The sequence below is a fragment of the Synechococcus sp. F70.1 genome, from assembly GCF_047502745.1.
Lineage (GTDB): Bacteria > Cyanobacteriota > Cyanobacteriia > Thermostichales > Thermostichaceae > Thermostichus.
Genome location: NZ_JANSJL010000051.1, coordinates 22,273 through 26,349 on the forward strand (window position 1 = coordinate 22,273; position 4,077 = coordinate 26,349).

A 4,077-nucleotide genomic window follows, 5' to 3' on the forward strand; every position below is an offset into this window, starting at 1 on the left:
TGTCTCCGCTAGGGGGAAGGTCAGTCCAGGTCTTTAAGCCCTGCCGTTGGTGGCGAGCCCTGAAGGTCTTGGGTAAGGGTTGGGGAGAGGGAAGAGCGCTGTTGCCAGCGCCACAGAAGGGCGGCCATAACCACAGCAGGGGAAGCAATCATGGTGACCATTACCGGCAGAGTCTTCGGCAAGGCCAGGTAGGGGCCACCGTATTTGATGGCGGCGCTAATAGCAGCAGCAGCTACTATCAATTTCAGGGCCGACCCAAGGGTCTTGGGCTGCATAGCTCTGCCACTCCCTTGCCATCTGGACGCCAGCTCTCACAGCCTAGGCTAGCATTCCCTGCAGGGCACTTTCTGGAGACGAAACAGCGCTAGAGGCTCCGCTGGGTCATGACTCGGCAACTACCGGGATTCCGTCCAGGGCGGGTGATTGCAACCGATTTGCGGGAGGAGATGCAGCGCTCCTACCTAGAATACGCCATGAGCGTGATCGTGGGGCGGGCCTTGCCAGATGTGCGGGATGGCCTCAAGCCAGTCCATCGCCGCATCCTCTACGCCATGCACGAGCTGGGCCTGACGCCGGATCGCCCCTACCGCAAATGCGCTCGGGTGGTGGGGGAGGTGCTGGGGAAATACCACCCGCACGGGGATCAGGCAGTTTATGACGCGCTGGTGCGCATGGCTCAAGACTTTTCCAGCCGCTATCCCCTGGTGGCGGGACACGGCAACTTCGGTTCGGTGGACAACGACCCGCCGGCAGCCATGCGCTACACCGAGTGCCGACTGTCGACCCTGAGCCACAGAGTGCTTCTGGAGCAGCTCTCGGAAGAGGTCGTCGATTTTGCCCCCAATTTCGACGGATCCCACATCGAGCCGACTGTTTTGCCAGCCCGCCTGCCCATCTTGCTCCTCAACGGCGCTTCCGGGATTGCCGTGGGCATGGCCACCAGTATTCCGCCCCACAACTTGGGAGAAGTGGTGGACGGCCTGCTGGCTCTGATTGACCGTCCCAACCTCAGCCCCGAGGAGCTGTTGCGCTGGATCCCGGGGCCGGACTTTCCCACCGGCGGCCAGATTGTCGACAGCCAAGGGATCCGCGAAGCCTATCTCAGCGGGCGTGGCTCCATCACCCTGCGGGGAGTGGCCCACTTTGAGGAGGCTCAGCCGGGCAAAGGACGCCACCGGCGGCCCGCCCTGGTCATCACCGAGTTTCCCTACCAGGTGAACAAAGCCGCCTGGATTGAGAAAGTGGCAGAGCTGGTTGCCCAGGGTCGTCTCAGCGGCATTGCCGACTTGCGGGATGAGTCGGATCGCAAAGGCATTCGCGTGGTGGTGGAGCTTAAGCGGGAGGCCAATCCCCAGGAGGTTTTGCAGCAGCTCTATGAGCTGACCCCTTTGCAGAGCAACTTTGGGGTAATCCTGCTGGCCTTGGTGGATGGCAAGCCGCAGCAGCTTAACCTGAAGCAAATCTTGCAGCATTTTTTACAGTTTCGCGAAGCCACCCTCAACCGCCTGTTCCGCGCCGAACTGCAGCAGCTACAGCGCAAGGTAGAAGAAGTGGCGGGGATGGTGCTGGCCCTGGCCAATCTGCAGGGGGTGATCGACCTGCTGCAGCAAGCATCCGATGGCGCCACCGCCAAAGCCCAACTGCAGGCCCGCTTGGGTTGTACCCCTCAGCAGGCGGAGACCATCTTAGCCATGCCTCTGCGCCGCCTGACGGCCTTGGAACGGGAACGGTTGCAGCAAGAGCAGTCCCAGCTACAGGCCCGCATCGAAGAATTGCAGGGGCTCCTGAGTGACCGCCGCAAGCTTTTGAACTATTTGAAGAAAGAGCTGCGCCACCTGAAGAAGACCTTCGGCGATCCCCGGCGAACCCAGATTCTTTCCAAGGCTGAGCTGGAGGCAGAACAAGCGTAGCACTGGTAGTCAGGGGGGAACGGCTTAGGGAGTTGCACCTGCTCTGTCCGCTCTAGCCGTTGCAGAAGGGCGCTAGGCCAAAGAGGTTTTGTCGGCGGCGGGATCGACCTCTGGCGCTTCAGGATGGCGGGCAGATTTGGGAAGGGAGCCACCTGACTGGAGAACTAAGCAGCGCACGGTCTGGTGCAGTTCCTCCAGCAAGATGTTGAGGGCAGAGCGAAAGTCGCGATGGTCGTCCCGCATGTGTTCCAGAATGGCGCGGATGACTTCCTTACAATCCTTGAGAATGTGCTGCTGCTGGGCAATGATCTGCACCAGCTCACTGTGTTCTTTGAGCAGATCCCGCAGGCAGGTGCGCAGATCGTCTACCTGGCTTTGCCAGAAGGCCTGTCCCTCCCGCAGCTCCATGACGCTAGCGCGCAGGTCAACGATGGCGTCGCGCAGAGCTTGGCTTTGGCGGCACTCGGCCTCCAGTTGGCGCTGCAGCTTCTCTTGCTGTTGGCGCAACTCGGCATTGGCCTGCAAGTTGGCTTCAGCGGCTCTAAGCAGTTGCTCAAGGCGGGCCTCGACAAGAGCCCAGCGCTCCTGCCCTAGCGAGGATTGACCCCGACGGACTTGCCTGCTGAAGTACCTCACAGTCGCTTCCCCCTGTCTCCTGGGCAAGGGCATCCTGCAAGCTGGGGCTTGCCAGCCCTACTGATCATACTGCCTCTTGGGGATTCCCCTCGCTTGCGGAAACGGCTTTAGGCATTTTTGAGGTTTTCTTTGCCCGAGATGATGCGGGCGCTTAGAATGCGATCCCCCAGCTTAATTTTGCGCAGCACCTCGGTGCCTTCAGTAACATACCCAAACACAGCGTAGCGGCCATCCATGAGGTTGAGGCCGGCGGGGGTGAGATCCGGCTCGGCCATGAAGATGAAGAACTGAGAAGAGGCGCTGTTGGGATCCTCTAGATAGCGAGCCATAGCCACTGTTCCCTCGGCAGAAAAAGGCAAAGCCGGCTCCACATCCCAGAGGCCCAGTTGCTCAAAAGTCTGGCCGTAGCGGGGCATTAATTCACCTTTGGCGCGAATCTCCAGAGGAATGGTGCGAACTTTGCCCGTGGCCGGATCCACATAGCCGTCGGCAGGGCCAGGAGGATCCCCGGCTTGCACAAGGAAGAATTTCTCCACTCGATCAAAGGTCAGGCCATCGTAGAAGCCCCGCTGCACCAAGTCAGCGAAGTTGCCGGCAGTGATTGGAGCACTATAGCCATCGAGGGTGATCACCATACGCCCAGCGGTGGTGTTCAGCTCCACTTCTGCTCGGCCCAGGAGCTGAGGCTTGTCGGCATACTCCTGCGGGATCTCGTAGGGGAAAGCCCCCACCCACTTGCTCTCCAGGGATCCCAGTTTGTCCACCAGACGGTCGTAGGCGGCGCGAGCCTCTTCTTTGCCCTTGGATTTGCGCTCCGTGGCCTGGTTGATGGTTTGCAACTCCTGCCGCAGAGCGGCAATTTCTTCAGAGGCGGCAGCAGCTTGCTCAGGGGGCAACTCCGCCAGCAGGGGATCCGTATAGCGGTCCAGAAGCCGCTCCACCTGGCGCACATCCCCCCGCACGGCTGACCAGCGGTTGTACTTCAGGTCCGCCTCGATCTTGGTAATGGCTTCATCGATTTCCCAAATCCGACTGTCCTGGATGGGCAGGGCCCGCCGCAAGAGAGTACGCGGATCGGTAATGGCATCCCCTTGGGGCAGCGCCAGCGCCGGGATCCCACCCAGCCAAACCGCCCAAAGCAATACAGCGGCCAAAACCAGCCGGAGCGATTTCCTCCCCCCCTCCCACCGATCGGCGTTGCCGCCAACTGGGGATCCCTGCTGAGCACACTGTGTCATGTCTTCACCCATTGCCAATGCTGCTTTTGCTCTCAGCCTGGCATTCTACCCTCGCCGGCGGCAAGCGCTGCGTGGTCAGAGCCCTTGCCTCGTAGCGGCAGCGGCGGAAGTAGGCTCAGCTGACTCTAGCTCGACCAGCCGCTTGGATCCTAATAGGGAGGCTGAAGTCTGTCTTGTGCGAAGGCGGCTCCGACTTTGCCAATGGTGGAGAGCTTGATCTCCGGCTGATTGTCAAATGAGGCCAGCGCTTTCTTCCATGGCCTATAGTGCATAACAGCTTGTCAATTCAGGTG

Annotated in this window: 3 protein-coding genes and 1 pseudogene; 1 reads left to right on the forward strand and 3 read right to left on the reverse strand. The window is 60.5% G+C overall.

Features of this window, described 5'->3' with window-relative positions; genetic code table 11:
* Positions 1-20 precede the first annotated feature (20 nt).
* On the reverse strand, positions 21-275 hold the full coding sequence (locus NW860_RS04950) for a hypothetical protein (RefSeq protein WP_414512769.1): 255 nt from the start codon (positions 273-275) through the stop codon (positions 21-23).
* Between the two features lie 108 nt (positions 276-383).
* Between NW860_RS04950 and NW860_RS04955 the strand changes: the two are divergent.
* A pseudogene (locus NW860_RS04955) lies at positions 384-1,904 on the forward strand (DNA gyrase/topoisomerase IV subunit A); the annotation flags it as partial.
* Between the two features lie 78 nt (positions 1,905-1,982).
* Here NW860_RS04955 and NW860_RS04960 read toward each other — a convergent pair.
* Positions 1,983-2,546: a hypothetical protein gene (locus tag NW860_RS04960; RefSeq protein ID WP_414393635.1), complete on the reverse strand. Its 564-nt coding sequence runs from the start codon at positions 2,544-2,546 to the stop codon at positions 1,983-1,985.
* 107 nt (positions 2,547-2,653) lie between these two features.
* A complete protein-coding gene (locus tag NW860_RS04965) occupies positions 2,654-3,784 on the reverse strand; it encodes a peptidylprolyl isomerase (protein WP_414512771.1) in 1,131 nt (376 codons plus the stop codon).
* Positions 3,785-4,077: the final 293 nt, after the last annotated feature.